General features: G+C 72.1%; 23 protein-coding genes. 12 read left to right on the plus strand and 11 right to left on the minus strand.

What is annotated here, in order from left to right; translation table 11 throughout:
- Positions 1-217 precede the first annotated feature (217 nt).
- The 5 genes from OG776_RS30440 to OG776_RS30460 all read left to right on the plus strand — a co-directional run bounded on the left by OG776_RS30440 (position 218) and on the right by OG776_RS30460 (position 4634).
- Entirely contained in the window at positions 218-1054 is an 837-nt protein-coding gene (locus OG776_RS30440) for a uracil-DNA glycosylase (RefSeq protein WP_148013482.1), read from the plus strand.
- A 9-nt stretch (positions 1055-1063) separates the two neighbouring features.
- On the plus strand, positions 1064-2026 hold the full coding sequence (pip, locus tag OG776_RS30445) for a prolyl aminopeptidase (RefSeq protein ID WP_148013481.1): 963 nt from the start codon (positions 1064-1066) through the stop codon (positions 2024-2026).
- A gap of 152 nt (positions 2027-2178) precedes the next feature.
- Complete coding sequence (locus OG776_RS30450; RefSeq protein WP_148013480.1) at positions 2179-2910, plus strand: DUF7873 family protein; 732 nt, start codon at positions 2179-2181, stop codon at positions 2908-2910.
- A 649-nt stretch (positions 2911-3559) separates the two neighbouring features.
- A complete protein-coding gene (locus OG776_RS30455) occupies positions 3560-4246 on the plus strand; it encodes a DUF899 domain-containing protein (protein ID WP_148013478.1) in 687 nt (228 codons plus the stop codon).
- 214 nt (positions 4247-4460) lie between these two features.
- Entirely contained in the window at positions 4461-4634 is a 174-nt protein-coding gene (locus tag OG776_RS30460) for a hypothetical protein (RefSeq protein ID WP_187285981.1), read from the plus strand.
- A 14-nt stretch (positions 4635-4648) separates the two neighbouring features.
- On the opposite strand, the gene OG776_RS30465 is transcribed toward OG776_RS30460, so the two are convergent.
- The 3 genes from OG776_RS30465 to OG776_RS30475 form a co-directional block, all read right to left on the minus strand.
- Positions 4649-6511 (minus strand): ABC transporter ATP-binding protein, encoded by a 1863-nt coding sequence (locus OG776_RS30465; RefSeq protein WP_261994991.1) that lies wholly within the window; start codon positions 6509-6511, stop codon positions 4649-4651.
- A 442-nt stretch (positions 6512-6953) separates the two neighbouring features.
- Positions 6954-7406, minus strand: a complete 453-nt coding sequence (locus tag OG776_RS30470; RefSeq protein WP_148013476.1) for a hypothetical protein — start codon at positions 7404-7406, stop codon at positions 6954-6956.
- Complete coding sequence (locus OG776_RS30475) at positions 7397-8056, minus strand: ATP-binding protein (RefSeq protein ID WP_148013475.1); 660 nt, start codon at positions 8054-8056, stop codon at positions 7397-7399. The genes OG776_RS30470 and OG776_RS30475 overlap by 10 nt, the downstream gene beginning before the upstream one ends.
- 249 nt (positions 8057-8305) lie before the next feature.
- Here OG776_RS30475 and OG776_RS30480 point away from each other — a divergent pair, with 249 nt between their 5' ends.
- Complete coding sequence (locus tag OG776_RS30480; protein ID WP_148013474.1) at positions 8306-9166, plus strand: helix-turn-helix domain-containing protein; 861 nt, start codon at positions 8306-8308, stop codon at positions 9164-9166.
- On the plus strand, positions 9167-9430 hold the full coding sequence (locus OG776_RS30485) for a DUF397 domain-containing protein (RefSeq protein ID WP_148013473.1): 264 nt from the start codon (positions 9167-9169) through the stop codon (positions 9428-9430).
- A 332-nt stretch (positions 9431-9762) separates the two neighbouring features.
- Here OG776_RS30485 and pdxR read toward each other — a convergent pair whose 3' ends face one another.
- On the minus strand, positions 9763-11190 hold the full coding sequence (pdxR, locus tag OG776_RS30490) for a MocR-like pyridoxine biosynthesis transcription factor PdxR (protein WP_148013472.1): 1428 nt from the start codon (positions 11188-11190) through the stop codon (positions 9763-9765).
- A gap of 113 nt (positions 11191-11303) precedes the next feature.
- Between pdxR and OG776_RS30495 the strand changes: the two genes are divergently transcribed.
- On the plus strand, positions 11304-11867 hold the full coding sequence (locus tag OG776_RS30495) for a carboxymuconolactone decarboxylase family protein (protein WP_443077386.1): 564 nt from the start codon (positions 11304-11306) through the stop codon (positions 11865-11867).
- Positions 11868-12021: 154 nt separating this feature from the next.
- Here the strand turns inward: OG776_RS30495 and OG776_RS30500 are convergent, their stop codons facing one another.
- From OG776_RS30500 to OG776_RS30510, 3 genes are all read right to left on the minus strand, one after another.
- A complete protein-coding gene (locus OG776_RS30500; RefSeq protein ID WP_148013471.1) occupies positions 12022-13509 on the minus strand; it encodes a glutamate synthase subunit beta in 1488 nt (495 codons plus the stop codon).
- A gap of 385 nt (positions 13510-13894) precedes the next feature.
- Positions 13895-14374, minus strand: a complete 480-nt coding sequence (locus tag OG776_RS30505) for an anthrone oxygenase family protein (protein WP_329322862.1) — start codon at positions 14372-14374, stop codon at positions 13895-13897.
- A 183-nt stretch (positions 14375-14557) separates the two neighbouring features.
- The gene (locus OG776_RS30510; RefSeq protein ID WP_329322863.1) at positions 14558-15253 is read right to left on the minus strand and encodes a DUF2293 domain-containing protein; all 696 of its coding nucleotides are present in this window, start codon (positions 15251-15253) and stop codon (positions 14558-14560) included.
- 251 nt (positions 15254-15504) lie between these two features.
- On the opposite strand from OG776_RS30510, the gene OG776_RS30515 reads away from it, so the two are divergent.
- Positions 15505-16137, plus strand: coding sequence for a uridine kinase (locus tag OG776_RS30515; RefSeq protein WP_148013468.1), 633 nt, complete (start codon positions 15505-15507; stop codon positions 16135-16137).
- A 180-nt stretch (positions 16138-16317) separates the two neighbouring features.
- Positions 16318-16746: a CBS domain-containing protein gene (locus OG776_RS30520; RefSeq protein ID WP_148013467.1), complete on the plus strand. Its 429-nt coding sequence runs from the start codon at positions 16318-16320 to the stop codon at positions 16744-16746.
- Positions 16747-16806: 60 nt separating this feature from the next.
- On the opposite strand, the gene OG776_RS30525 is transcribed toward OG776_RS30520, so the two are convergent.
- Positions 16807-17934, minus strand: a complete 1128-nt coding sequence (locus OG776_RS30525) for a magnesium and cobalt transport protein CorA (protein WP_148013466.1) — start codon at positions 17932-17934, stop codon at positions 16807-16809.
- A 206-nt stretch (positions 17935-18140) separates the two neighbouring features.
- On the opposite strand from OG776_RS30525, the gene OG776_RS30530 reads away from it, so the two are divergent.
- Positions 18141-18932 (plus strand): class I SAM-dependent methyltransferase, encoded by a 792-nt coding sequence (locus OG776_RS30530; protein WP_148013465.1) that lies wholly within the window; start codon positions 18141-18143, stop codon positions 18930-18932.
- Between the two features lie 100 nt (positions 18933-19032).
- Here the strand turns inward: OG776_RS30530 and OG776_RS30535 are convergent, their stop codons facing one another.
- Together OG776_RS30535 and OG776_RS30540 are read right to left on the minus strand one after the other, a co-directional pair.
- Positions 19033-19932 (minus strand): carbohydrate kinase family protein, encoded by a 900-nt coding sequence (locus tag OG776_RS30535; protein WP_329323785.1) that lies wholly within the window; start codon positions 19930-19932, stop codon positions 19033-19035.
- Positions 19933-20051: 119 nt separating this feature from the next.
- Positions 20052-20957 carry a pseudouridine-5'-phosphate glycosidase gene (locus OG776_RS30540; protein WP_329322864.1) on the minus strand — a complete coding sequence of 302 codons (906 nt, stop codon included), beginning with the start codon at positions 20955-20957 and terminating at the stop codon, positions 20052-20054.
- Between the two features lie 97 nt (positions 20958-21054).
- On the opposite strand from OG776_RS30540, the gene OG776_RS30545 reads away from it, so the two are divergent.
- Positions 21055-21483, plus strand: a complete 429-nt coding sequence (locus OG776_RS30545; RefSeq protein WP_148013462.1) for a VOC family protein — start codon at positions 21055-21057, stop codon at positions 21481-21483.
- Between the two features lie 188 nt (positions 21484-21671).
- Here the strand turns inward: OG776_RS30545 and fdhA are convergent, their stop codons facing one another.
- Positions 21672-22904, minus strand: coding sequence for a formaldehyde dehydrogenase, glutathione-independent (gene fdhA / locus OG776_RS30550; RefSeq protein WP_148013461.1), 1233 nt, complete (start codon positions 22902-22904; stop codon positions 21672-21674).
- Positions 22905-22959: the final 55 nt, after the last annotated feature.

The following is a 22959-nucleotide window of genomic DNA, read 5'->3' on the forward strand; positions in this document are numbered from 1 at the left end:
GCCACGGCACCTCGCCGCGTCGCCGGACCGCCCGGACACGCACGGTGCGGGGGCGGCCCTCCGCCTCGCGACGCACCGCATCCGGGACCGCGCGCCGAGCCACCGGGGATCACGGGACTTCCTGGGAAGACGTCGCCCGGCCGGCCCGCTTCCCGTCACGGCGCCCACTCCTTGGGCGGGTGGGGAGCACCGCGCTCCACGGCCGTACGGTGGGGACATGGACAGAGGTCGGACGGACAGCGGCGATCCCCCGGACGCCACGGATCTCACGGGTCGCGGCCGTCTCCTCGGAGGCCCGGCCGGTCCCGCCGGTCCCGCGGGTCCCGTCGACCTGGCCGGGCTCACGGAACTGGCGGAACTGGACGCGCGGGTCACCGGGTGCCGGGCCTGCCCGCGGCTGGTGGACTGGCGCGAGGAGGTGGCCCGCACCCGGCGCGCCGCCTTCGCCGACCAGACGTACTGGGGCCGCCCGGTCCCCGGCTTCGGCCCGCCCGACGCGTCCCTGCTGATCGTCGGCCTGGCGCCCGCCGCGCACGGCGCCAACCGCACCGGCCGCATGTTCACGGGAGACCGCTCCGGAGACGTGCTGTACGCGGCGCTGCACGAGGTGGGACTGGCCTCCCGGGGGACGGCGGTGAGCGCGGACGACGGGCTCACCCTGCACGGCGTCCGGATCACCTCACCCGTGCGCTGCGCGCCGCCCGCCAACAAGCCCACCCCCGAGGAGCGGGACACCTGCCGGCCCTGGCTGGTGCGCGAACTGGAACTGCTGCGGCCCTCCCTCCGCGCGGTCGTCGTCCTCGGCGCCTTCGGCTGGCAGGCCGCGCTGCCCGCCTTCGCCCGGGCGGGCTGGGAGGTGCCGCGCCCCCGGCCGGCGTTCGCGCACGGCGCCCGGGTCACCCTCACGTCACCCGGGCGGCTCGACCTCTTCGGATGTTTCCACGTCAGCCAGCGGAACACGTTCACCGGACGGCTGACCCCCGCCATGCTGCGGGAGGTGCTGCGCACGGCGGCCTCGGCGGCGGGACTGCCGACCCGGCCGGACGGCGGCTAGTCTCACGCGATGGCCCTCTATCCGGAGATCGAACCGTACGACCAGGGGATGCTCGACGTCGGGGACGGCAACCGCGTCCACTGGGCGGTCTGCGGGAACCCCGACGGGAAGCCCGCGCTGATGCTGCACGGCGGTCCGGGATCCGGCTGCGGACCCTCGTACCGGCGCTACTGCGACCCGGCCAAGTACCGGATCGTGCTGCTCGACCAGCGCGGCAGCGGGCGCTCCACCCCGCACGCGAGCGACCATGGCACCGACATGAGCGTGAATACGACCGCGCACCTGATCGGGGACCTGGAACGGCTGCGACGCCACCTGGGCGTCGAACGGTGGCTGGTGTGGGGGGTGTCCTGGGGCTCGGTGCTCGGACTGCGGTACGCGCAGACCTGTCCGGACGCCGTCTCCGAACTGGTGCTGACCGCCGTGGCCACCGGTTCGAACCCCGAAGTGGCCCTGCTGACCCGGGGCTTGGGGAAGATCTTCCCGGAGGCCTTCGAGCGGTTCCTCGCCGGACTGCCCGAGGACGAGCGCGCGGGGAACCTCGCGGCCGCCTACAACCGGCTGCTCGAATCGCCCGACGCAGAGGTACGCGCGCGGGCGGCGCGGGCGTGGACGGACTGGGAGACGGCGATCGTGCCGGCGCCGCCGCGCTCCGTGCCACGGTACGAGGACGCGGAGTTCCGTACGGGGTTCGCCCGGACCGTCACGCACTACTTCGGCAACGACCACTTCCTGGGGGAGGGCAACGACGAGGGCGTGGTGCTCCGGGACGCGCCCCTGCTCAAGGGCATCCCCGGCACGATCGTCCAGGGCAGCCTCGACTTCGGGAATCTGCTCGGCGTCGTCTGGCGGCTCCACCAGGCCTGGCCCGGCAGTGAGTTGATCGTCGTGGACGACGTGGGGCACACCATGGGAGCCACGGGGGTGGTGGACGCGCTGGTGGCGGCGACGGACAAGTACGCCCTGCGGTGAGCCCCGTTCACGGACCGCGAGGCCGTGACCCGGGAGGCCGGGACCTGGGAGGCCGGGACCTGGGAGGCCGGGACCTGGGAGGCCGTGACCCGGGAGGCGGCCGTCGAATAACCCTTCGAAAAGGCCCCGTTGTCACTGCTACCGTCACCGACGTGGCGAAACTCAATCAGATCATCGCAGTGGAGAAGGGCGTCAAGTCCAAGTCCCATCAGGACCTGACGGCAGCTCATCACGGGCTGCAGAAGCCCGCGTTGCTGGCCGGCATCGCACGGACCTACCAGCCCAAGGACGAGGAGGGCGAGCAGCTGCCGCCCGAGTCCACCCGGGTGCAGGTCCAGGCCGAGGACGTGCTGCGCGACACCGCGGTGACGCTCACCCGGCTGTTCGATGTGACCGCCACCAAGGACTGGGCCAACTGCACGGCACGGGCCGACGTGAAGGTGGACGGACGGGTCCTCGTCGCCGATGTACCGGTCTCCTACCTGCTGTTCCTCGAGAAGCAGCTCACCGACATCAACACCTTCGTCAGGAAGCTGCCGGTTCTCGACGCCTCCGAGTCCTGGGTGCAGGACCCCTCCACCGACGCGTGGAAGACCGAGCCCGTGCGCACCCTGCGCACGAAGAAGGTCCCGCGCAACCATGTGAAGGCCGAGGCCACCGAGAAGCACCCCGCGCAGGTCGAGGTGTACTACGAGGACATCCCCGTCGGGTACTGGACGACCGTGAAGTTCTCCGGCGCCCTGCCCGCCCGGCGCGTGAACGAACTCCTCGGCCGCGTCGAGAAGTTGCAGCAGGCCGTCAAGTTCGCCCGTGAGGAGGCGAACGGCGTGGACGTCGTCGACCAGCGTGTCGGCGACTCCGTTTTCGGCTACCTGTTCGGGTAGCCTCTGAATCTCCCCGGCCACAACGCACCACGGCCGGGGTGCGCGAGGAGCGCAAGCTGAACCTGAAGCTTGTCGTGAATGCGCGGTTCCAGTGGAGGTTCGAGCCCTCCCCGCGGCACCCAGCGGCACTCCCCACAGTGCCCACGCGCCGCGGTAGCCCAATTCGGCAGAGGCAGACCGCGATCAATCTCAGACTCTTGCTCCAGACTCAGCATTCGCCGCCGATCGCCGGATCGACCGGGCCCAGGCCCCGGGACGCCGAAATGCCGGTTCAAGTCCGGTCCGCGCAGCTCGATGCGTGGTGGTCCAAAGGCAGGACGCGGCGACATAACGACTGACCTGGGTCCTCAAGCGTGCCGGCGTGCGACATGGGCGGCATCACAGGGTCCGGGGGCCGGCTACGCCCTCGGACCCGCTTCCCTTTCCGGGACCGGACGACCGCCCCCGGTCCCGCTTCTCCTCCGGGTCCCGCTTCTCCTCCGGGACCCGCTTCTCCTCCGGTCCCGTCTCCCGTCCTGTCGCGCCTCTCCTCCGGAGACCTGAAGCCACCGAACGGCAGGCGGACGGGAAAAAACCTGCCGATCCGCCGATGAGTTCCCCGCGCGCGTCCGGTCACCACTCCGAAGGCACCGTTCGGTAGGAGGGACACATGACGCTTCCGCGGATCGTCTCGCGCGAGGAGTGGCGCGCCGTGCGCGAGGAACTGCTGGTCAAGGAGAAGGCGGCCACGCGCGCGCGGGACGCGCTGGCCGCGGAGCGGCGCGGGCTGCCCATGGTGGAGATCGACAAGGAGTACGTGTTCGAGAGCGGCGACGGCAAGGCGACGCTGCTCGACCTCTTCGCGGGGCGGCACCAACTCGTCGTCTACCACTTCATGTTCGCCCCGGAGTGGGACGCGGGCTGTCGCAGTTGCTCGGCCTTCCTCGATCAGATCGGGCATCTCGCGCATCTGCGGGCCCGTGGAACCGAGTTCGCGGCCGTCTCCCGGGCGCCGTACACGAAGATCCTGCCGTTCAAGGCCCGTATGGGCTGGACACTGCCCTGGTACTCGTCCCGCGGGAGCGACTTCAACTACGACTTCCAGGCGTCCTTCGGCGGCGACGAGCCCTACGAGCGGCCGGGGATCAGCTGCTTCCTGCGGGAGCACGACCGGGTGTTCCACACCTACTCCACGTACGAGCGCGGGCTCGACGGCCTCGGCTCCACGACCACCCTGCTCGACCTCACGGCGCTCGGACGGCAGGAGGAGTGGGAACGGCCCGAGGGACGGGCGTCCGCGTTCGGGGCACCGGCGGGCAGCGAGCGGATCCGCTATCACGACGAGTACGAGGACTGACCCGACGGAGCGTCGTGCCGCTGCGCACCGGGCCGGCACGAATCCACCCGAGGACGGATCGGTTCGCGAGTGGACCAGCCGCTCGCTCCAAGCGGTGAACCGGTGTCGGCTACGTCTCAGTACCGTCACCGAGCGAGCCCTTCACCCCACCCCCGGCGTTTAACTCTATGAGCCGCTCAACTTTCTGAAGTACAGCGCCGCATGGAGGTACAGGGTGAACGGGCGAACGGTGTTGGAGCGCTTTCCCGCCGGCGGACCACGCGGTTCGTGGCCCGCCGAGGAGTTCGCGCACGCGTGCCGCCTGGAGGGCCAGGCCGCCGAGGTCGTCATGGACCTCGCCTCGGACGCGTTCCTGGTGATCGTGCGCGGTGGGGAACTCGTCGAGTAGCGGTCCGGGCCCGCTCAGCCGGCCTTCGGAGCGGGCACCTTGGAGGTGAACTGCTCCGCCTGCAGCGAGTACAGCTCCGCGTAGACACCGCCCGAGGCGAGCAGCTCGTCGGGACTGCCGGACTCCACGAGACGGCCCTGCTCCAGTACGTGCACGAGGTCGGCGTGGCGGACCGATGCCAGCCGGTGGGTGATGAGGACCACCGTCTGCCCGCTGCCCGCCAGCGCCCTGATCTTCTCGAACACCTCCAGTTCGGCCCGGGCGTCGAGGGCCGCGGTGGGCTCGTCCACGATCAGGATGCGGCCGCGGCGGTACGCGGCGCGCGCGATGCCCAGCCGCTGCCACTGCCCGCCGGACAGCTCGTGCCCGCCGCTGAAACCGCGGGCGAGGAGCGTGTCCAGCCCGCGGGGCAGGTCGGCGACCACGTCCTCCGCTCCGGCCTCCGCGACCGACGAGGCGACCCGCTCGTCGGTCAGCGGCGCCGAGGACCGTCCCACCGCGACGTTGACCCGGGCCGTGAAAGGCCACCGCTTGAAGTCCTGCGCCACCATCGCGATACGCCCGGCCAGTTGCTGCCGGTCCACGGTCACCGCGTCGACGTCGTCCCACAGGATCCGGCCCCGCTCGGGTGCGTAGAGTCCCGCGAGCAGCTTCACCAGCGTCGTCTTGCCCGAACCGTTCTCGCCGACGAGCGCCACGATCCGGCCCAGCGGCAGCCGGAGGGTGACATCCGCGAGCGCGGGCCGGGTCGACGCGCCCGGATAGGTGAACGTCACGTTCTCGAAGCGGATCTCGCTCGGATCCTCGGGCAGCGGATCGCCGCCCACCGGGATCGCCCGCTCGGCCGCCTCCACGTACAGGCGCTGCAGGTCGCCCACGAACAGGGCTTCCTCGTGGAGGGAGTTGACCTCGAGGACGAGGGTGTCGAGGCTCGCGGAGCCGGTGCGGATCGCGAGCACGGCCGTCCCGGCCACCGAGAGCGCCATCGCGCCCGTGACCAGCAGCGCGCCGAGGGTCGCGTACGTCGCCACCGTGGCCAGCCCGGTCCAGGCCGCGGCGATCAGACCGGTACGGGCGGAGAGGCGGGCCAGCCGGGCCTGTTCGGCCTCGGCGGTCTCCGACATCGAGCGGAAGTGGCGCAGCAGGAACGGGCCGACACCGTGCACCCGGATCTCCGGAGCCGCCTCGGGTTCGGTCAGCAGGCTGCTGATCAGATGTCCGGCGCGGGCGTGCTGCACCCACGTGTGGAAGGACTCGTAGCGCCGGCGGGCGATGGTCAGGGAGCTCCAGGCGCTCGGCAGGGTCATCGTCACGAGCAGCGGCAGCAGCGCGGGATGCAGCACCGTCAGCACGCCCGCGGCCGCGACCAGGGAGATCATCGCGTTCACGACGCGGGTGGCGACAGGGATCATGCGGCGGGCCGACGAGGCACCGTACTGCGCGGTGTCCAGCAGCTTGTGGAAGGCGTCGTCCTCGATCGCCGACAGCTCCACGGCGGCCGCGCGCTCCAGATACAGTTCGGTCGCCACCCGCTCCACCCTGGGTTCCAGCCGCCCGGTGGCGTAGGTGGAGGCGGCCCGCAGCAGTGCGGAGAGCAGCATCACGACGGCGACCGTGACCAGTGCCGGCACGGCTCCGCGCAGCCGGTCCTGGACCGGGCCGCTCGTCATCAGCCGGCCCAGCACGTTGTTCACGGCCAGCAGGCTCACCGCCTGCGCCGCGCCCCGGGCCACTTCGGCGACGAGAACGACCCGGGCCGCGCGCCGGTCCGCCGTCCAGGCGAGCCGGAAACTGGAGGCGAGCAGCGCGGGCAGCCGTGTCACCATCGCGCGGAAGTTCAGCTCCATGAACGCGTCCGCGTGCTGGGACCATCCCATGTCGTAGCGGAGCGGGCCCCCGAAGAGCAGGCGTTCCGACGCGGAGGGTGCCGTCCGGCCGCGGTCACGCTTCTTCCTCGGCGGCTCCTCCCCCGCGGACTCCTGGTCCGGTTCCGGCACGGCGTCCCGCATCTGATCCGGCTCCGGTCCGGGCGGTGTCCCTCCCGCCGGTCCGGACTCCGCTCCCCGTGCCGCGCCGGACAGCTCGTCGGGTTCTCGTTCCCGTTCCGGCTCCCGCGCCGCTTCCCGTGCTGCTTCGGACGCCGGCGTGTGCGTCGTCCTCCGCGCCGGTTCTCCTGCCGAACTCCCCACCATGGGCCTCCCCGGGTACGGACGAACGGTGCCCTCCCCAGGAACACGGCGCTTCACGCACGACGGCGACGGGGCACGGGTGGCGACCGGCGCACTTCGGCCCCGGCCGGGAGCCCCCGCCCTGGGCGGCCTACACGCTGATCGGGCGCGACCAGACCGGAGTCGTCCCCGTGATCCGGCACAGCGCCAGATAGAGGGGGATCGGCGGAGTGTACGGAAGGGTGCCCCGCGGCCGGTGGATGAGTCCGGGGGCGAGCGGCGCGTCGGGTACGAGCGCGCCCGTGACGTAACGGGCGGGCGCGGGCCAGTCCAGGGCCACGTCGGACTCGGAGGGCACGAGCCACCACCACCGCGCGCTGTCGGCGTACACACAGCCCACGCGGGGCAGCCGCGGCAGCAGCAGGGGACCGAAGGACGCCGGCACGGAGACCGCGTCGCACCCCAGCGGCTCGGCCATTCCCTCGGGTACGGGAAGCCGTCCGAGGGTTCCGGAGGCGGCCCGCGCGCGCCTCAGACGGACCAGTGTGTCCAGTCCCAGGACCTGAGCGGCGGGTCCCGCGGCTGACGTACCCCTCACAGCCATTCGGTCCCCGTGCCCCACGGCGTTTCCGTCCTGGTGCCCCACGCGGCGTCCGTGTCCGTCCCCGCGCCTCGCGCGGCTTCCGTGTCGGTGCCGGCACCGCGGCCTTCGGACGGTGGCTTCTTCGCGGTCCAGCCGAGGTCGGACCGGGCCGATTCGCCGCCCGTCGAGGGGCAGTGCGGCAGATCCGCCCAGACCAGCAGTCCGGGACCGGTGTCCTGGGCACCCCAGGCCCGGCACACGGCCGCGACGAGCGGCAGCCCCCGGCCGCGTTCCTCGTCGGGACGCTGCGGGGACGGGTGCGGCTCGCCCGGAGCGCAGCCCTCGTCCCGTACGGCTATCCGCACCAGGCCGTCGTTGTCGTGGAGTTCGCACACCACCCGGCTGCTCGCGCTGTGCAGGATGGCGTTGGTGACCAGCTCGGAGACGACGAGCACGGCTGTGTCACAGGTGTCGTCGGACACGGCCCAGCCGGCGAGCCGGGCGCGTGTCAGCTGCCGCGCCCGGGCGACGGAAGCCGGGTGTGCGGCCAGCTCGAAGCGGAACCGGCGCCCGCGAGCCGCGCGCGAGCGCAGCCCTGCGATGGCACGGAGACCGGAACGGTCTTCGGCTGTGTCTGTTCCTAAAGGCGCGGACGGAGTCACGGTTGCCACTATCGCCCTGCCGTGGACACTTGGCAAGTGTCACTCTGAAAAATGCAGAGTGCCGTGTGACGGCGAGAAGGGCCATGGCACACTGCAGGCAACAGCACGCCGAGCGGCGCCAGTTGGGATCGTCGAAACAGCGGACGGAACCCCGGAGGGCGCCGCCCGTTCTGTCAGGACTCGGTGTCCGGTCCGCGAGCCATGCCGTTCGGGGCTCAATGTCGTGCAGCGCGCACAGGACTTCAGTGGAGGTGGGACGTGAGCGAACCGCGGTCCGCGCCGACGGTCGGTCAGGTCGTCCTCGGCCGACGCCTGCTGGACCTGCGCGAGCGCGCGGGTCTCAAGCGTGAGGAGGCCGCGCGCATCCTGCGGGTCGCCCCCGCGACGGTCCGCCGGATGGAGATGGCCGAGGTCTCCCTCAAGATCCCGTACCTGCAGCTGCTGCTGAAGGCGTACGGGATCTCCGACGAGGAGGCCGAGGCCTTCGTCCAGCTGGCGGAGGAGGCCAACCGGCCCGGCTGGTGGCAGCGCTTCCACGACATCCTGCCCGGCTGGTTCTCGATGTACGTCAGCCTGGAGGGGGCGGCCACCCTCATCCGGTCGTACGAACCCCACTTCGTCCCCGGGATCCTGCAGACCGAGGCGTACGCCCGTGGTGTCCTGAAGGCGGGCGCCGTGGGTCAGACCAGACCCGAGGACATCGAGCGCCATGTGGCGCTGCGCATGCAACGCCAGGATCTGCTCACCCGTGAGGGGGCGCCCCGGATCTGGGCCGTGATGGACGAGACGGCCCTGCTCCGCCCCGTCGGCGGTCCCGAGGTGATGCGCGCACAGGTCGACAAATTGATCGAGGCCACGGAACTGCCCAACGTGACGCTCCAGGTCGTCCCGTTCTCCACCGGGCCGCACGCCGGCACGTACGGGCCCTTCGTGCTCTTTCGCTTCGCCATGCCGGAACTCCCGGACATGGTCTACAGCGAGTACCTGACCGGCGCCGTCTATCTGGACGAGCGTTCCGAGGTGGCGACCCATCTCGAGGTCATGGACCGCATGGCGGCTCAGGCCGCGACGGCACATCGCACGAAGGAGATCCTCCGGGGTCTCCGTGAGGAGTGGTGAATGGACAACATCAAGCAGCGGATGCGCAATGAGCGGATCTACAACGGAATGCCGGCCCGTGAACTCGGCAGCGAGGGCTGGCACAAGCCCTGGAGCGGAGGGAACGGGGGCAACTGCCTGGAAGCGATGAAACTCGCCGACGGGCGGATCGCGGTGCGTCAGTCGGCGGATCCGGACGGACCGGCCCTGATCTACACGCCCGGTGAGATGACCGCGTTCATCCAGGGAGCCAAGGAAGGGGTGGCGGACTTCCTTCTCTCCTGAACCTCCCTTCTCCCGGAATGCTTCTCCACCGACCCCCTTGCCCTTCTCTTGAACTTCGTTGACTGCTGTCGAACCCCCCTAAAACAGTGCTGAATTGCCCACCCTTCCCGATGCGAGAAAGAGCCGGAGACACAGGAACGCCGGAGGCGCGAAAAGAAACCGGAGAGGTGAGAAGACCGGAGAGGTAAGAAGAGCGGAGGCGTGGAAGAGGCCGATACGTAGAAGAAGAGGCCGGATACGGCACAGGCCGGAGACCAGGAAAGCCCTGGAACGAGGCCGAACCCGGAGGCACGCCGGTGCGAGGCGTGCTCGTCCCGGTGGTGCGGAAGCCGTCACCCCCGGGGCAGCGCCTCGCACAACGCCTCCAGCGCTGCCCCGTACGCGTGTTCCGAAGGTGTCGCGTACCCGACCACCAACCCGTCCGGCAGGGACGCCGCCGCCCGCGGATGCCGGAACTCGGCGAGCCCGTCCAGCGCGACACCCCGCCGTGCGGCGGCCTCGACCGTGGAACGCTCGGTCCCGGGCGGCAGTCTCAGCACCGCGTGCAGGCCGGCCGCGATCCCGGTGACCTCGATGTGCGGCGCCCGTTCCGCGAGCGCCGCGACCAGGCGGTCGCGGCGCGTCCGGTACCGCTGCCGCATACGCCGCACATGCCGGTCGTACGACCCGGAGGCGAGGAAGTCCGCCAGCGTGAGCTGGTCCAGGGCGCTCGCCCACGCCTCGCGCTCGCCCTTGGCCGAGAGGACGGCGTCGACGTACCGCTCCGGAAGGACCATCCAGCCGAGCCGCAGCGCGGGCGACAGGCTCTTGCTGACCGAACCGATGTGGACGACCCGCTCCGGGTCCATGCCCTGCAGGGCGCCGACGGGCCTGCGGTCGTAACGGAACTCCCCGTCGTAGTCGTCCTCCAGGACCAGTCCGCCGCGGGCGCGCGCCCAGTCGACCACCGCGGCCCGCCGCGCCGGATGCAGCGGTCCGCCGGTCGGGAACTGGTGTGCCGGCGTGAGCAGGACCGCCCGCTCCCGGCCCAGCCCGTCCACCTGCGCGCCGTCCTCGTCCAGAGCGAGCGGCACGGTCCGCGTGGACGAGGCCGTCAGCAGCTCGCGGTGGAAACCGAGACCGTACGCCTCGACGGCCAGCGGTCCCCGCAGGACCTGCGGGAACAACAGCCTCAGAGCGTGCGCGAATCCGGAACAGATCACGATCCGCTCCGGCTCGGCACGTACCCCGCGCGTCCGTGTCAGATATGCGGCGAGGGCCTCGCGCAGTTCGGGACGCCCCTCCGGACCACCCGGCCCGAAGGCCTCGTGGGGCGCCTGCTGGAGGGCCCGGCGGTACGAGGCGAGCCACGCGGAGCGCGGGAAGGACGACGCGTCCGGCGTACCCTGCCGCAGATCGTGCCGGGGTCCCCGGACGACAGCCGGTGTCTTCCTCGGCACGCGCGCGGCGGCGCCCGGCGGAGCGGTGTTCCCCCACCGCGTCAGGGGTGAGGCGACCTGGGTGCCCGAGCCTTGACGGGCGGTCAGCCAGCCCTCCGCGACCAGCTCGGCGTACGCGTCGGCGACGGTGTTGCGCGCCATGCCCAGGTCCGCGGCGAGCGAGCGGTACGGGGGCAGCCGCGTGCCCGGTGCCAGCCTTCCGCCGCGCACGGCCTCGCGCAGGGCCCGGATCAGGGCGGCCCGGCGTCCGCCCGGCCCCGCCAGCTCCAAGTGCAGGTCTGCGCCGATCCGTTCGGCGGAATTGACCCATGATTTCGCCATGGAAATGAACCCTACAACCGGTCGTTCCGGCCCCTAGGTTGGTGGTCATGGCGACGAACACGAGCACGACCACGAGCGTGAACACGAGGGCGGACACGAGCGAGAACACCGGCATGACGGCGGCCCCGGCGACGGGCACGGTCGCGGCCCCGGCCGCGCAGCCGGGCAGTGGCGTGGAGCGCGCGACGGAGGGTGCGACGGGACCGGCGTCCGCGCCCGCGGCCGGCGGAAGTCCGCGCCTCGACCTCGCGAAGACCGCCCCGAAGGTCTTCCGCGCCCTGATCGGCTTCGACACGGCGGCGCGGGAAGGGCTCGACCCGGCGCTCGTCGAACTGATCCAGATCCGCGCCTCCCACCTCAACCACTGCGCGTACTGCCTCCACCTGCACACCAACGACGCGCGCAGGGCCGGGGAGAGCGAGGACCGGCTGCACATGGTCCCGGTGTGGCGCGAGGCCCGCCACTTCTTCACCGACCGGGAGCGTGCCGCGCTCGCCCTCACCGAGGCGGTCACCCTTGTCGCCGACGGCGGGGTCCCGGACGACGTCTACGCGCGGGCCGCCGAGGTCTTCGACGACCCTGAACTGGCCCACGTCCTCGCTCTGATCCTCACGATCAACACCTGGAACCGGGTCGCCCTGGCGACGGCGAAGGTCGCGGGGACGGACCCCCGCTGAGGCGGGGTGCGCGGAGGCGGGGGCGGGGGCGCTGAGGCGAGCGGCGCCGGGGCGAGGGGCGGGGCACGCCGGGGCGCGAGGGGCGCCGGGGCGAGGCACGCTCAGGCGAGCTGTGCCGGGGCGAGGTGCGGGACCACGGATCGAAGGGACCCGGCTACGCCCTCATCGGACGGTCGTGGGGACCGATGGGTGCCGGCAGGCTGGAGGATCCGGTCAGCGCCCGGTCCACCGCGGCCGCCACCGCGCGGCCCTCGGCGATGGCCCACACGATGAGGGACTGGCCACGGGCCGCGTCCCCGGCGGCGAACACCCGGGGCACATTGGTTGCGAAGCCGGCGTCGCGGGTGATCGTGCCGCGCGGATCGAGGGCCAGGCCGAGCTGGTCGATCAGACCGTCGTGCCGGTCCGGGCCGGTGAAACCGAGGGCGAGCAGGACGAGGTCGGCCGGGAGGGTCCGGCCGGAGCCCGGGACGGGACGGCGGCCCGCGTCCACCTCGACGAGATGCAGCGAGCGCACCCGTCCCCTCGCGTCCCCGGTGAAATGGAGCGTGGACGCGGCGAAGAGCCGCGCGTCCGCGTGGGCCGCCGGAGCCGTCTCCAGGTCCCGGGCCTCCTCGTGCGCGGCCGAGAGCCGGTAGATCTTCGGGTACGTGGGCCACGGCTCGATGTCGTGATCGCGCTCCTCCTCCGGCTGCGGATAGATGTCGAGCTGGGTCACGGACGCCGCGCCCTCACGCACCGCCGTCCCCAGGCAGTCCGCTCCCGTGTCGCCGCCGCCGACGATGACCACGTGCTTGCCGGCCGCGGACAGTGGAGAGACCTCCAGATCGCCCTCGCACACCCGGTCGGCGAACGGCAGATACTCCATCGCCTGATGAATCCCGCTCAACTCCCGCCCGGACACGTCGAGTTCACGCCAGGCCGTGGCCCCCGTGGCCAGGACGACGGCGTCGTAGCGCATCCGCAGCTCCGACGCCGTGAGGTCCCGCCCGATCGTCGTCGAAGTCCGGAACTTCGTGCCCTCCGCCCGCATCTGCTCGAGCCGTCGGTCCAGGTGGCGCTTCTCCATCTTGAACGCGGGGATGCCGTACCGCAGCAGGCCGCCGATCCGGTCGGCCCGCTCGAAGACGGCGACGGTGTGGCCGGCCCGGGTCAACTGCTGTGCGGCGGCGAGCCCGGTGGGCCCCGATCCGACCACCGCGACCGTCCGCCCGGAGAGCCGCTCCGGTGGACTCGGCGGCGTGAAGCCGTCCGCCCAGGCACGGTCGGCGATGGCCACCTCGACGTTCTTGATGGTGACCGCGGGCTGGTTGATCGCGAGGACACAGCCCGCCTCGCACGGCGCGGGGCACAACCGCCCGGTGAACTCGGGGAAGTTGTTCGTCGCGTGCAGCCGGTCGCTCGCCGCGTGCCAGTCCTCGCGGGAGACGAGGTCGTTCCATTCGGGGATCAGGTTGCCCAGCGGACAGGCCTCGTGACAGAAGGGGACACCGCAGTCCATGCAACGGTCGGCCTGCCGGCTGATGATCGGCAGCAGCGCACCCGGGACGTACACCTCGTTCCAGTCCCGCACCCGCTCCTCGACGGGCCGGCGCGGGTACTCCTCGCGCGGAGTGGTCATGAATCCCTTGGGATCGGCCATGGCCGTCCCCCTTGCGTGCGCGGACCGTCACGGAGCCGCGCGGGGGTCCGGCACCATCGGCCACGCCCTTCGGGCGGCACTCCTCTCCCGCCACGATACGACGCCTTCCCAGGCCCTGCCGCTCAGGTGACGACGGGTGCGGGCCCCTGACGGGGGCGGTGCGCGCCAGGGGGTCGGAGCGCCCCGAGATCCCGCGTGAGAGGGCGACGAGATCTCGCGCGAGTGCGTCCCGGACGGTCCCGGGAGCGCCCCGGACCGTCCCGGGAATGCCCTGGACCGTCCCGGGAATGCCCTGGACCGTCCCGGGAATGCCCTGGACCGTCCGGAGGGTGCGCTGGTCCGTCCCGAGAATGCTGTGGAGCACTGGGCTCCGCCGGGGGCGTGCTCAGGTGAGGGCCAGCGTGTACGAGATCGCCGCGGCTGCCGACGCGACCGTGCGGACGTGGTTCCATCTCGTCCATCCCCGCACGTACGCGTGCCAGCGGGTGGTGGTCTCCGGGCTGTGCGGGTCCAGCCGCAGGAGCGCCTCGTTGCGCGGGACGTTCGCGGCGACCGTCACCCCGAACGACCCGAACAGATACAGAGCGCTGCCGAGCAGCAGCTCCACCGACCCGTCCTCGGGCAGCAGCACGAAGGTGACCACCCCGAGCACGGCGCACAGGATCGCCGTCCCGACGAACAACAGCATGAACGGCGGGCGGACCGCCGCCGCGTTGATCGAGTTCATCGCCGCCACGCCCCGGGCGGGCGGCAGCTCGGCCAGCCCCCGCATCACGAAGGCCGAGAACCCGCAGAACACCCCCGCCACCAGCCCGCAGCCGAGCACCCCCAGCACCGCCATCACCAGATACGGCCCGTCGATCATGACATCCCCCGTGTCGTCGTTCCCCGAAGCCAGAGATCCTGCACGGCGGCTCCCGTCATCACAAGTGAAATCCCGCGCCGAGACCCCGGCCATGGCCGAGGTGCCCGGCCGCATGCGCGAGCGTCCAGCCGGCCGGTCACCTCCCCCGGCCTCCGCCGCCGCGTCAGGCGGCGGAGACCGGCGTCACGCGCCCGCCGTGAGCTCGTCGCGCCATCCCTGGAGCCGTGTCTCCACGGTGGACGCGATCCGCCGCCGCGCCTCGTACCGCGGGACACCGCTCATCAGCAGCTGGTCGTAAGGCGTGTCCACGTGCCGTACGGACGCACGGACCGCCGAGGCCACCGCGACCTCGGACAGCGCGCGGCCGGCCGCGCTGCGTCCCACCCGTCCGCTGCCGCGCACCGAGGCGTGCGTGGCGATCTCCCGCGCCCGTCCGGCCGGACAGCCGGGGAACAGCCGGCGTATCTCCCGGCGGAACGCCTCCGTGAACCGCAGATCCTCCGCCTCCCGGCGCCGTGCGTCCCGCGCACGGCGCCGCCGCCGCGCCTCGGCGTCCTCCAGGCACCACTCCTCGGCCCGGACGAGCGCCGCCTCCTCCACCAGGACGCCCTGCCGCTCGTACCGGCTCTGGCGCCGGTTGAACCGCACCACCACCGCCGACAGCGCACTGCCCTCCCGGGATCTGCGGGTCAGCGCGGTGTCGCCGCGCGGCAGGAACACCAGATGACCCAGGTCCGCGCAGTCCAGGCAGCGCGGCGCTCCCTCCTCCAGCACCAGCAGCGTCAGCGGCCCGGTACGGCACTCGGCACAGTGCCGTCTCCTGAGCGGCTGGATGACGAGAGGTCCGCCGCGGGACGGGGGAGTCGCGATCGGTGCCATATGCAGTTCATTCCCCGGCCCGGGCCGGGACCCACGCCACGGCCGGTCGTCTCTCCCGCGGGCCCTCTCCCCGGCCCCGGCCCGCTCGTCTCCCGCTCCGCGCCCCGGCCGGCCCGCTCCCTCCCTCCGCCCGTTTCCGCCTCCGCGGCCCGGGCCCGGTCCGCTCCCTCCCTGCGTCCGGTCCGCTCCGGCCGTCCGGTCCGCCTCACCGGGCCGGCGAGTGCGGCGCCCGGGCGCGGCATCATGGGCCTGTGCGACTCGAAGCGATCACCTGGGAACGGCTCGGCGACCTCCTCGCCGAGCGCCTGCTCGACCTGAAGCCCGATGACGGCGGTCCCTGGCCGCGGATCGCCTTCGACGGAGCCCCGGCCGCCCGCCCCGGCGACCTGGCGCACCGCGTCTCCGAGGCGCTGCGCGTACGAGGCCGCTCCTCGCTCGTCGTCGGCACCCAGGGTTTCCTGCGGCCCGCTTCCCTCCGGTTCGAATACGGCCACGAGGACGTCGACGCGTACTACGACGGCTGGTTCGACACCGGCGCCCTGTGGCGGGAGGTCTTCGGCCCCCTCGAACCCGGCGGCGACGGCCGCGTCCTGCCCGACCTCTGGGACCCGGCCACGGACCGGGCCACCCGCAGCCCCCACGTCCAACTCCCGCCCGGCGGACTGCTCCTGCTCCACGGCCCCCTCCTGCTGCGGCACTGGTTCCCGTTCGATCTGAGCGTGCATGTCCTCCTCTCCCCGGGTGCCCTGAACCGCCGTACACCGGAGTCCGAACACTGGACCCTCCCCGCGTTCCACCGCTACGAGACGGAAGTGACCCCGGGCACCGCCGCCGATGTGCTGGTGCGCGCGGACGATCCACGCCACCCGGCCTGGAACGGCTGACCGCGCCACCCGGCGGGCGGCCCGACGACGGCCGTTCGCCTGTCCCTCCGGTTCGGGGAGCCCACCCCCGCGGAGAGGAGCTCCGGGTGCACATCCCCGGCGACGCGGCAACAATTGAGGGCGCCGGGACTAGCGGTGTGTTCCGCGCCGCGCCGGCCGTCCGGCACCGGGAGGTACTTCATGACCACCGCCGGAGACATCATGCACCGTGGTGCCCAGTGGATCCCCGCCCACGAGACCCTTGACCGCGCCGCTCAGCTGATGCGCGAACTGAACGTGGGCGCGTTGCCCATCAGTGACGAGAACGAGCGGCTCTGCGGCATTCTCACGGACCGCGACATCGTCGTCGGCTGCGTGGCCATGGGCCACGATCCGGCTCGGATCACCGCGGGTGAGATGGCCCAGGGCACCCCGCGCTGGATCGAGTCGGAGGCCGACGTGGGCGAAGTGCTCCAGGAGATGAAGGGACACCAGATCCGCCGGCTTCCCGTGATCGAGAACAAACGCCTGGTCGGCATGATCAGCGAGGCCGACCTGGCCCAGCACCTGACGGACGACCAGCTGGCGGGCTGGGTCGAGAGTGTCTACTCGTCGAGCATGGTCCGCTGACCCCAGGGAGTCTTCCCGTCACGCTTCTCGTCCGGTCGGCCGTGCCGGGCGAGAGGCACGTCAGAGCCAGCCGTTGCGCCGGAACCCCCGGTACAGGACCAGACAGCCCACGGTGATCACGCCTATGACGAGGGGATAACCGAACCGCCAGTGCAGCTCCGGCATGTTGTCGAAGTTCATGCCGTACACCCCGCAGACCATCGTCGGAACGGCGATGACCGCCGCCCACGCCGTGATCTTCCGCATGTCCTCGTTCTGCGCCACGGTGACCTGCGCCAGATGCGCCTGCAGGATCGAGTTGAGCAGCTCGTCGAACGCGGCGATCTGCTCGGTGACCCGGATCAGGTGGTCGGACACGTCCCGGAAGTACGCCTGTATCTCGGGGTCGACCACCCGGATCGGCCGGGTGGCGAGTTCCTCGACGGGACGGGCGAGCGGCACCACGGCACGCTTGAGCTCGAGGAGTTCACGCTTGAGCTGGTAGATCCGGCCCGCGTCGGCCCGCGCGCCGTTCTCGGCGAACACGTCGGCCTCGACCGCGTCTATGTCCTCCTGGACCGAGTCCGTGACGTGCACGTAGTCGTCGACCACGTGGTCCGCGATCGCGTGCAGGACCGCGGCCGGGCCCTTGGCGAGCTGACGGTGATCCGCCTCCAGTTCCTCGCGCAGCGGTCCCAGCGACCCGTGCCGTCCGTGCCGCACGGTGATCACGAAGTCGGAACCGACGAAGACCATGATCTCGCCGGTGTGCACCACCTCGCTCGTCGCCGTGAGTTCCTGGTGCTCGACGTAGCAGACGGTCTTGAACACCGCGAACAGCGTCTCCCCGTACCGCTCCAGCTTCGGGCGCTGGTGGGCCTCCACCGCGTCCTCGACGGCGAGCGGGTGGAGGTCGAAGAGGTCGGCGATGCCGGCGAACTCCAGATCGGTCGGCTCGTGCAGTCCGAGCCAGACGAAGCCCTCGTCGCTCTTGCGGATGCGCTCCACGGTGTCGACCAGATCGCGGCCGCCCGGAACCCTGACGCCGTCCCGGTAGGCCACGCAGTTCACCACGGCGGAGCCCAGTGGGGACCGGGCGGGGTGACTCAGGTCGACGCGGACGCGTCGCCTCGCCAGCCGGGCCACCGTGCGCAGCCCGCCGACCCTGCCGAGGCTCGTGACCTTCCGCAGATTCCCTGCCATGGACATCAGGACCCCCTTGCGTGGATCTTCCCGCGCCGCATTCTGCGCCTTCGCCCGCCAGTCTGCCAGGCACGTCGGATCTCCGGAAAAGCCTGTGGGAATGGAGCATTCCGTTCCGCTTTCGGGGATCGGGCTGCCCCGGCCGCCGGTGATCGGGCGATCGGGAGGCGTCGCCGATCACGGACAAGGGGGGCAACTGGGATGATCCCTGCATGACGCGAACCGACGGTTATCTCCTCGACAACCAGCAGACCGAGGCGGGGCAGCGTTTCGACGCCTTCGCCACCCTCTTCGACCCCACGACCTTCCGGCATGTCGAGCGCTTCGGCATCGGGCCCGGCTGGCGCTGCTGGGAGGTCGGTGCGGGCGGCACCTCCGTGGTGTCCTGGCTCGCCAAGAAGGTCGGCCCGACCGGGAAGATCGTCGCGACCGACATCGACACGTCCTGGGCGGCCTCGGCGGCCCGTTCACCGGTCGAGGTCCGGGTGCACGACGTGGCCGCGGAGGAACCGCCGGGGGAGGGCTTCGACCTCGTGCACGCACGACTCGTCCTGGTCCATGTGCCGGACAGGGAGCGGGCGTTGCGGTCGATGATCAAGGCGCTGCGGCCCGGTGGCCGGCTTCTGGTCGAGGACGCCGACCCGGCCCTGCAGCCCCTGCTCTGTCCCGACGAACACGGACCCGAACAACAGCTCGCGAACCGGCTGCGCCAGGGTTTCCGCGAGCTGCTCGCCGAACGCGGCGCCGACCTCTCCTACGGCCGCAAGCTCCCGCGCCTGCTGCGGGAGGCGGGACTGCGCGAGGTGGAGGCCGACGCATACTTCCCCGTCACCTCGCCCGCCTGCGCCGCCCTGGAGACCGCGACGGTCCGGCAGATCGGCGGGCAGCTCGTCGCCGCGGGCCTCGCCACTCCCGAGGACATCGAGCGACACCTGGCCAATGTGGCGGGCGGCTCGATGGATCTGGCGACGGCGCCCATGATCTCGGCGTGGGGACGCAAATAGGCGAAGCGCACGGGGACGGCTCGGACGGAGGCGCGGCTTCCGGACCACCCGGACGGAGGCGCGGCTTCCGGACCGCCCGGCCCGAGGTGCGGTTTCCGGACTATCCGACCGGAGGTGTGGCTTCCGGCCTTCCGCCGATCCGCTCCACCGCCCTCGCTCCCGCCCCGCACCCGTCCACCGCGGCCGCCTCGGGTCCGGCGCCCGCGAGCAGCGCGGCGAGGAACGCGCCGGTGAACGCGTCACCGGCGCCCGTGGTGTCCCGGGCCGCCGCGGGCGCCGCGGGAACGTGCGCCCGTACCGTGCCCGAGCGGGCCACGAGGGCTCCGTCGCCGCCGAGCTTGGTGACGACCAGCGGGATCCGGCGGCTCAACTCGGCCGCCGCGTCCGCCGGATCGGCCAGACCGGTCAGCAGGCACGCCTCGTCGCGGCTGGGCAGCAGCACGTCGACGTCCTCGGCGAGCGCGAGGAAACGATCCACGCCCAGCTCCGCGAGAAAGCCCGCCGACGCCGGGTCCAGACTGACCGGCACACCCCGCGCGCGTGCCGACGCCAGTGCCGCCGAGGCCAGCGCCCGGCTCGGTTCGGAGAAGAACAGATAGCCCGACAGATGCAGCCGTGCGACACCGTCGAGCAGCGTGGACGACCAGTCGCCGGGACCGAGCCGCAGCGAGGCCCCGCTGTCCGTGAGGAACGTCCGCTCGGCCGAGGCGCCCTGGTCCACCAGGCAGATCACGGTTCCGGTCGGCGCCTCGGGATCGACGACGAGCAGCGGACGCACCCCGCAGGCCGACAGCTCGCGTGCGTGCCAGGCGGCGGCATCCGCTCCCACCCGGCCGAGCAGCCGCACGTCGGGACAGCCCGAACGGGCGGCCCAGCAGGCGACATTGGCCCCGGCCCCGCCCGGCAGCGTGCGGACCGCGGCGGTCGTGTCGGTGCCGGTCGCGAGCGGCCCCCGGTGCCGGGCGACCACGTCCGTGATCACGTCACCGACGACGAGCAGCGCCCCGGGGGCGTCCGGACGGGGTCCCGCGTGCCGCTCCGGGGTGCCCCGTTCCGTCCCGTCGGTGCCCCGGTCCGTCCCGTTCACGGGCCGTCGCGGGACGCCGCGGTCCGTCCCGCTCACGCCCCGGCCCAGGCCGCCGCGATCCGCCCCGCGAGTCGTACGTTGCCCCGCACGGCAGCCAGGTTGGCGGCGAGCGAGGCGCCGTCGGTGTGCCGCACCAGGTGGTCGAGCAGGAACGGCGTCACCGCCTGCCCGGTCACGCCCTCGACCTCGCACGCCCGCAGCGCGTCGGTGAGCACGCGCGCGTGGAGACCCGGATCGAGCTGTTCTTCCTCGGGGACCGGGTTCGCGACGATCAGGGCGGACGCCGGGCCGTCCAGCGCGTCCTGGGCGCGCATGACGTCCGCGACCTGAGCGGGAGAATCGAGCGTCCAGTCCACGGGATGCCCCGAGTCGGACAGATAGAAGCCGGGGAAGCGGTCGGTGCCGTACCCGGCCACCGCGACGCCGAGGGTCTCCAGACGCTGCAGGGTCGCGGGTACGTCGAGGATCGACTTCACGCCCGCGCACACCACCGTGATCCGGGTCCTCGCCAGCAGCCCCAGGTCGGCCGACTCGTCCTGCGTCGCCGTCCACTCCCGGTGCACACCGCCGAGCCCGCCCGTCGCGAACACCCGTACGCCCGCGAGCGCGGCCAGCAGCGCCGTCGCGGACACCGTCGTCGCCCCGCTCGCGCCCGTCGCCACCGCGAGCGGCAGATCGCGGTGCCCGAGCTTGCGGATACCGTCCTCGTTCGCGACCCGTTCCAGCTGCTCCTTGTCGAGTCCGACCCGGGGACGGCCGTCCAGCACGGCGATCGTCGCGGGTACGGCACCCTCCCGCCGTACGACGTCCTCCAGTTCCCGCGCGACCTGCAGATTGCGCGGCCGGGGCAGCCCGTGCGCGATGATCGTCGACTCCAGGGCCACCACCGGCCGGAGCGCGTCGAGCGCCTCCCGCACCTCTTCGGACACCACGATCACGCGCCTGCCTCCTGTCTGCCGCCTTTCCTCATCTCTGGCGGGCGGCGCGCCCGGTCAAACCCTTGCGACCCGGGGCCCACCGCACCAGCCTGGGGGCATGACGGACAACTCGCCACGTCTCGACCATGTCGTTCTCTGGGTACGCGATCCGCTCGCGGCGGCCGACTTCTACGAGAGGTCGGTCGGTCTGGAGCCCCTGAGGGTCACCGAATACGCCGCGGGGAAGGAGCCGTTCCCCTCCGTACGCCTCAACGAGGAGACGGTTTTCGACCTCGCCCCGCTCCCTCTCGCGGAGTACATGAACATGGTCCCCGGGGGTGCGGACAGCGCCGGCCACCCCGTCAACCACGTGTGTCTGTCCCTGGGGGCGGACGATTTCGACGCCCTGCGGACGCGTCTGGAGGAGCGGTCCGTCCCGGTCTCGGGCTTCTCCTACGACTCGTTCGGCGCCCGGGGCATGGCCAAGCGCAGCTTCTACTTCCGTGACCCGGACGGGAACGTCTTCGAGGCACGCCACTACGACTAGCTCCGGCGACGACTACAGGTCCGGCGGCTCCGGTGGGTTCCGGGTGGCCGTGGCGGGTTCCGAGCGCTGAGCCACGGCCGCGGACGGCACACGACGGCCGAGCGGGAGGGCTTGGAGGGCCCGGGGGCCGTGCACCGGATGAGGGGTGCTCCCGGACTCGGGGAAGCACCCCTCCCGTACACGCCGGCTCAGACAGGTCGTACGCCCGCCAGCGCGCCGTGCGGATCGAGCACGTACTTGCGGCCGGCTCCCTGGTCGAACTCGGCGTAAGCGCGCGGTGCGTCCTCCAGGCCGATCACGGTCGCGTTGACCGCCTTGGCGATGTGCACCCGTTCATGCAGGATCGCCTGCATCAGCCCCCGGTGGTACCGCATCACCGGGCACTGCCCGGTGGTGAGGCGATGGCTCTTCGCCCATCCCAGACCGAGCCGGACCTTCAGCGTTCCGGTCCGCGCGTCCTGGTCGATCCCGCCGGGGTCGTCCGTGACGTACAGGCCCGGGATGCCCAGTGCCCCACCCGCGCGCGTGAGGCCCATCAGCGAGTTGAGGACCGTCGCGGGGGCCTCCCCGGCGTCCGGGCCGTGCGCGCGTGCCTCGAAACCGACCGCGTCGACGGCCGCGTCGACCTCGGGTTCGCCGAGGATCTGCGCGATCTGCTCCTCCACCGGGCCCGCCGAGACGTCCACCGTCTCGCACCCGAAACTGCGGGCCTGGGCGAGGCGTTCGGCGTTGAGGTCCCCGACGATGACGACGGCGGCGCCGAGCAGCTGCGCCGACGCGGCCGCCGCCAGGCCGACCGGGCCCGCCCCGGCGACGTACACCGTCGAACCGACCCCGGCACCCGCCGTGACCGCGCCGTGGAAGCCGGTCGGGAAGATGTCCGACAGCATGGTCAGATCGAGGAGCTTCTCGCGCGCCTGGTCGCGGTCGGGGAACCTCAGCAGGTTGAAGTCTGCGTACGGGACCATGGCGTACTGGGCCTGACCGCCGACCCAGCCGCCCATGTCGACATAGCCGTAGGCGGCGCCCGGCCGGGCCGGATTGACGTTCAGACAGATGCCGGTCTTGCGCTCCTTGCAGTTGCGGCACCGGCCGCAGGCGATGTTGAACGGTACCGAGACGATGTCCCCGACCTCGATGAACTCGACGTCCGGACCGCGTTCGAGCACCTCTCCGGTGATTTCGTGTCCGAGGACCAGCCCCTCGGGCGCGGTCGTGCGCCCGCGCACCATGTGCTGGTCACTGCCACAGATGTTGCTGGCGAGCACCTTGAGAATGACCCCGTGCCGGCACTTCCGGCCGACGTTCTCGGCGGCCACTCCCGGCCCGTCCTGCAGTTCAAGCGTCGGATGGTCGATGGTCCTGACCTCCACCGCACCCGGCTTGAGATAAGCGACTGCCCTGTTTCCGCTCTCACTCATGCGTGATCGCCGTCCCTTCGGCCCCCGTGTCTTCGGATGCCAGCGGCTGTGCGCA

Source organism: Streptomyces sp. NBC_01689 (assembly GCF_036250675.1).
In the GTDB taxonomy this organism is placed as follows: domain Bacteria; phylum Actinomycetota; class Actinomycetes; order Streptomycetales; family Streptomycetaceae; genus Streptomyces.